This is a genomic window from Lentibacillus sp. (assembly GCF_035301925.1).
GTDB lineage: Bacteria > Bacillota > Bacilli > Bacillales > Amphibacillaceae > Lentibacillus.
In genome coordinates, this window is the sequence record NZ_DATGTI010000055.1 from 1 (window position 1) to 4,587 (window position 4,587).

Genomic DNA, 4,587 nt, shown 5'->3' on the forward strand with positions numbered 1-4,587 from the left:
GATCTTGCAGGTGATGTCGCTATTTCCGGACAGGATGCCGATTTAGCGGCGGTGCAGAGAATTGCAGAAGGGACACAATCAATGACTGTTTATAAACCAATTCAGGATATTGCCACTAAAAACGCTGAAGTGGCCGTTCAACTAGCTAAAGGCGAAGAGATCAAAGCGGAGGATACGGTTAATAACGGCGTGACGGATGTTCCATTCATTAAACTTGATCCGATTAAAGTAAGCCAGGATAACTTAGTCGATACCGTGATTGCAGATGGATTTCATTCATTCGAGGAAGTGTATGAAAATGTACCGGAAGATGAGCGGCCGGACAAGCCGGAATAAAAATGGATGTGACAATTCTTTTGTGGAGGAGGGGGGACTCTCCTCCTTCCTATTGTTAAAGGGGCGAATCTTTTATGACTGGATATGCATTGCAAATGAAGGGTATTACCAAGGAATTCCCCGGCGTCAAAGCGTTGGATGATGTTACATTATCCGTTAAAAAAGGGGAAATCCACGCACTGTGTGGTGAAAATGGTGCCGGCAAATCGACGCTTATGAAAATTTTAAGCGGCGTATATCCTTCGGGCGCTTTTGACGGAGACATAATGATTGACGGCTCGGAAGTCAGGTTTCGTAATATTAAGGAATCGCAGGAAGCCGGGATAGCCATCATCTATCAGGAATTAGCTTTAGTGCCTGGAATGACGGTTGGTGAAAACATTTTTCTAAGCAGTGATTTGATGCGGGAGAGAGTATTGAATTGGAACAGGATCTATGCCGAGGCAAAGCGGTGGCTGGATCATATTGGATTGAAGATTGATCCACAGCAAAAATTAGGCAATCTGACAGTTGGTAAGCAACAATTAATCGAAATCGTCAAGGCACTGACAAAAAATGCAGAGATTTTAATCTTGGATGAACCAACGGCAGCTTTGACCGAAAGTGAAGTCGAGGTATTGGTTGAGATTTTAAAGGACCTTAAATCAGAAGGTGTCACATGCATCTACATCTCCCACAAGCTTGGTGAAGTGATGAGGCTTGCTGATTCGGTAACCGTTTTAAGAGATGGTCAGACCATTAATACTTTCAATGTTGATGAAATAACAGAAGACACGATTGTTTCCAATATGGTTGGCAGATCACTAACGGACTACTTTCCTTATGAAGAACACGATATCGGAGACGACATATTACGTGTTCAAAATTATTCTTTCTATCATAAATCAACTGGTGAGAAGATGGCAGATAATGTTTCTTTCACGCTGAGAAAAGGCGAAATTCTGGGTGTTTCCGGTTTAATGGGAGCAGGCCGATCCGAGCTGTTTATCAGCCTTTTCGGTGGTTATCCAGGTGAAAAATATGGAGAAGTAATAATCGATGAACAGTCTGCAGCAATCAAAAAACCATCTGATGCTATTAAAGCCGGTCTGGCTTATGTATCTGAGGACCGTAAACGGTATGGACTGGTCATGGGGATGGAAATCACCAAAAATTCAACACTCGCAGCTCTCAAAAATGTTATGCCTAACGGATTGATTGACGCTTCCTTAGAGCTGAAAAGCGCAGAAGAAATTACCAATAAGCTGAATTTAAAAACCCATAGCCTGGAAGCAAAAGTTGATCAATTAAGTGGTGGTAATCAGCAAAAAGTCGTGTTGAGTAAATGGCTGTTTACCAATCCAAAAATCCTCATATTGGATGAACCGACAAGAGGCATCGACGTTGGCGCCAAAAGTGAAATTTACAAGATCATCAATGAATTATCACAGCAAGGTGTCGGGATAATCATGATATCGTCTGAACTGCCGGAAGTTCTGGGGATGTCAGACCGTATTCTTGTGATGGCGGATGGGACCATCTCAGGAAAACTTTCCAGGGAAGAAGCCACAGAGGAAAGTGTCATGAAATTGGCGACAGGAGGGAATAATCATGAGCCAGCCATCAACTGAACAACCGGCTGAAAAGAAACTAAGCTTTAAATTTAATGCGCAGTCTTATGCCCTGATCGTTGCGTTAATTCTGATTGTATTAATTTTTGGAATCTTGACGGGTGGTGAATTTCTGTCATCACGAAATTTATCGAACCTGTTTACACAGATGACCGTCATAGCTGTTCTGGCGATTGGTATGACGCTTGTTATCGTAGCCGGACATATTGATCTGTCAGTCGGCTCATTGGCAGGGTTAACCGGGGGCATTGCGGCGATCTTGCAAGTATGGTTTGGATGGGATACTGTCTGGGTCGTATTAGCTGCAATTGTTGTCGGAGCGCTGCTTGGTTTATGGCAGGGCTGGTGGGTAGCTTACCGCGCTGTACCTGCTTTTATCGTAACGCTGGGTGGAATGCTGATTTTCAGGGGTATTTTAATTGGAATAAGTAAAGGTCAAACCGTTGCACCACTCAATGAAGGCTTCAGAGCGATTGCAAATAGCCAGTTACCATACGCTATTGGTTATATTATGGCCATTGCGGGCGTCATTCTCTTATTTATTTCGGCCTGGCGGAATCAAAATAAACGGCAACAATTAGGTTTATTGACAGTCAACCCGGCCAAACTCTATGGAAAATATACGCTATATGCCATACCGATTCTTCTATTGACTTATATGCTAAACCGTTACAATGGTATTCCGGTCCCGTTCATTATCGTGATCTTCTTTGGCGGCTTATTTATTTTCATTTCAAATAAAACTTCCTTTGGACGCTACATCTATGCGATTGGCGGAAACGAAGAAGCTGCTGCCTTGTCAGGGATTAATATTAAGCGCAATACGTTATCTGTCTTTGTATTGATGGGCGCGCTTGCCGGAGTGGCCGGCGTTATTTTAACGAGCAGACTTAATGCAGCGAGTGTCAGTGCAGGTGAAATGTATGAACTTGACGCTATTGCCGCTTGTGTTATCGGCGGAACAAGTTTGATGGGCGGGCGTGGTAACATTGTCGGTGCCATTATTGGTGCATTGATTATGACCAGTATTGATAACGGTATGAGCATGATGAACATCGAGACGTTTTGGCAGTCGATTGTGAAGGGATTGATTTTGATCGTAGCCGTGTGGATTGATATCTCAAGCAAAAAACAGACATCAGTGGCATAAGCGTGATAAAATGATGTAACAAATAACCAGAAGGGATGAGCGAAATGAGTATGGCAAAATGGGGCATTCTTAGCACAGCCGACATCGCACAAACGCAGCTTATTCCAGCTATTGAGCGGTCCAGTAATGCCGAAGTGGCTGCGATTGCAAGCGGAAGCGGGAAGGCTTCAGAAGTCGCCCTTAAATTCGGGATTCCAAAATCCTATGACAGTTATGACGGGCTTCTCGATGATCCGGAAATAGAGGCAGTGTACATACCGCTTCCGAATCATTTGCATAAAAAATGGGCGATGGAAGCAGCTAACAAAGGAAAGCATATCCTTTGTGAAAAACCCGCTGCATTAACTTCTGATGAGATGCAAGCCATAAAGCGTTCATGTGAGAAAAACAATGTTCGCTTCATGGAGGGGTTTATGTACTATTTTCACCCGCAGCATAACAGGGTGAAAGAGATTGTTGCCAGCGGTGAAATAGGCGATGTCAAGCTTGTGAGATCAAGTTTTTCATTTCCGATAACGGACAAAGAAGATAATATTCGAATGGATTCTGCAAAAGGCGGCGGAACGTTCTATGATATCGGGTGCTACAGCATCCACTCCACCCGGCATATTTTGGGCAGCGAGCCGGTTTCGGTTCATGTCCATGCGAAGCGTGACGCAGCCTATGGTGTGGAAACAGATGCTGTAACGTACATGGAATTTCCCGGTGAGATCACGACCGTCTTTGATAACAGTTTCGGATCGGCATTCCGGCAAGAATACGAAGTCGTTGGTACAAAAGGCCGCGTGATAGTGCCACGCGCGTACCGTCCTGATGTGAACGGCGGCGATGGGTTAGTGATTGTCGACACAGATGGTGTGCGCCGTGAAGAGACGATAAACGGAGATCAATATAAAGCGGAAGTGGAGCACTTTTCAGAAGCCATTGTTAATGGTACGGGGATAACGCATACGATGGAAAACACGATAAACAACCTTAAAGTGGTTGAAGCATGTCTGGAATCGGCTGATACAGGCGAAAAAGTTGCTGTGAAATAACCCGGGTCGCAATGATCCGGGTTTTTCATTTCAAAAGGGGGGTTTTGGCTTTTGCTAAAAATCTTCATATAGAATGGTTTGGATTAGAGCGAGGGAAATACTTGGATGTATATAGTGGCCATCATCGTTTGGCATTCCCGTTATATCATTAGCTGGAAATTAGACCTAGTTTGTAACATTATGTCCAATCACTAGAAAACAGGGAATATCCCTTTGAGGTTCCATTACCAGAGGGTTCAACGGTAGAAGGAGTTATTATTGCAGATCAGATCAGAACTTTTGATTGGCGATCAAGAGGTTTGAAAATAAAAGACCAGGCCCTAGAGGATGTATCGGAGAAATGTGTCGATCTCATTCATACATTTATATAAAAAAACAGCCACTTGAACGTGACTGTTTTTAGGGGGTTATTGGGTGCGATGGAAGTATTAATAATCCCAAAAATCCCCAAACC

At 43.7% G+C, this 4,587-nt stretch carries 3 protein-coding genes and 1 pseudogene; all 4 read left to right on the forward strand.

Going from position 1 to position 4,587, the window contains the following annotated elements; genetic code table 11:
- Positions 1-336 (forward strand): annotated as a pseudogene (gene xylF, locus VK080_RS04825) (D-xylose transporter subunit XylF); the annotation flags it as partial.
- A 74-nt stretch (positions 337-410) separates the two neighbouring features.
- Positions 411-1,946 carry a xylose ABC transporter ATP-binding protein gene (locus VK080_RS04830; RefSeq protein WP_324223637.1) on the forward strand — a complete coding sequence of 512 codons (1,536 nt, stop codon included), beginning with the start codon at positions 411-413 and terminating at the stop codon, positions 1,944-1,946.
- Positions 1,927-3,096, forward strand: coding sequence for a sugar ABC transporter permease (locus VK080_RS04835; protein WP_324223638.1), 1,170 nt, complete (start codon positions 1,927-1,929; stop codon positions 3,094-3,096). The genes VK080_RS04830 and VK080_RS04835 overlap by 20 nt, the downstream gene beginning before the upstream one ends.
- A gap of 44 nt (positions 3,097-3,140) precedes the next feature.
- The gene (locus VK080_RS04840; RefSeq protein WP_324223639.1) at positions 3,141-4,133 is read left to right on the forward strand and encodes a Gfo/Idh/MocA family oxidoreductase; all 993 of its coding nucleotides are present in this window, start codon (positions 3,141-3,143) and stop codon (positions 4,131-4,133) included.
- Positions 4,134-4,587 lie beyond the last annotated feature (454 nt).

Excerpts from the sequence above, each read along its gene's own strand:
- VK080_RS04830 (WP_324223637.1), top strand. The coding sequence starts at position 411 with ATGACTGGATATGCATTGCAAATGAAGGGTATTACCAAGGAATTCCCC.
- VK080_RS04835 (WP_324223638.1), top strand. The coding sequence starts at position 1,927 with ATGAGCCAGCCATCAACTGAACAACCGGCTGAAAAGAAACTAAGCTTT.
- VK080_RS04840 (WP_324223639.1), top strand. The coding sequence starts at position 3,141 with ATGAGTATGGCAAAATGGGGCATTCTTAGCACAGCCGACATCGCACAA.